Origin of the sequence: Shewanella sp. SM20 (assembly GCF_025654545.1) — a bacterium.
Classification (GTDB): domain Bacteria; phylum Pseudomonadota; class Gammaproteobacteria; order Enterobacterales; family Shewanellaceae; genus Shewanella; species Shewanella oncorhynchi.
In genome coordinates, this window is sequence record NZ_JAKKRK010000132.1 from 1 (window position 1) to 811 (window position 811).

At 45.6% G+C, this 811-nt stretch carries 2 rRNA genes; both read left to right on the forward strand.

The annotated features are described in order from the left end of the window. Positions 1 to 225, forward strand: a 16S ribosomal RNA gene (locus tag L5M18_RS23220); the annotation flags it as partial. Between the two features lie 362 nt (positions 226 to 587). After that, positions 588 to 811: ribosomal RNA gene (locus tag L5M18_RS23225) — 23S ribosomal RNA — on the forward strand; the annotation flags it as partial.

An 811-nucleotide genomic window follows, 5' to 3' on the forward strand; every position in this document is an offset into this window, starting at 1 on the left:
AACTCGACTCCATGAAGTCGGAATCGCTAGTAATCGTGGATCAGAATGCCACGGTGAATACGTTCCCGGGCCTTGTACACACCGCCCGTCACACCATGGGAGTGGGCTGCAAAAGAAGTGGGTAGCTTAACCTTCGGGGGGGCGCTCACCACTTTGTGGTTCATGACTGGGGTGAAGTCGTAACAAGGTAGCCCTAGGGGAACCTGGGGCTGGATCACCTCCTTACCTATACGACTAACTTAATGTTTGCTGAGTGTTCACACAGATTGCTTGTTTAGCTTCTCTCACGAGAAGTCAGAGCGAAACATCCCTCTTGCAGGTAGATGTTGTTCTTTAACAATTTGGAAAGCTGATAGTATTTAATTGCATGAGTCTGTCATGTGATTAATTACAAAACGTTTAATGCGCAAGCATTGAACATGAGTTCTCAAACACTTTATTAAGTGTCTTGAATATTCAATAGTAAATTATTCTTTATTGAATAGTTTGCGTCTAAGGCGCGTCCACTTCTTTGGTCAGAAGTGAGACAAGTAAAACCAAGCTGGTCGCAATGCGGCGCAGGTGAGTGAAACTCATTTGGGTTGTATGGTTAAGCGACTAAGCGTATACGGTGGATGCCTTGGCAGTCAGAGGCGATGAAGGACGTAGTAACTTGCGAAAAGCGTTGGCGAGCTAGTAACAAGCATTTGAGCTAACGATGTCCGAATGGGGGAACCCAGCAGCATAAGCTGTTATCGCAACATGAATACATAGTGTTGCGAGGCGAACGAGGGGAACTGAAACATCTAAGTACCCTTAGGAAAAGAAATCA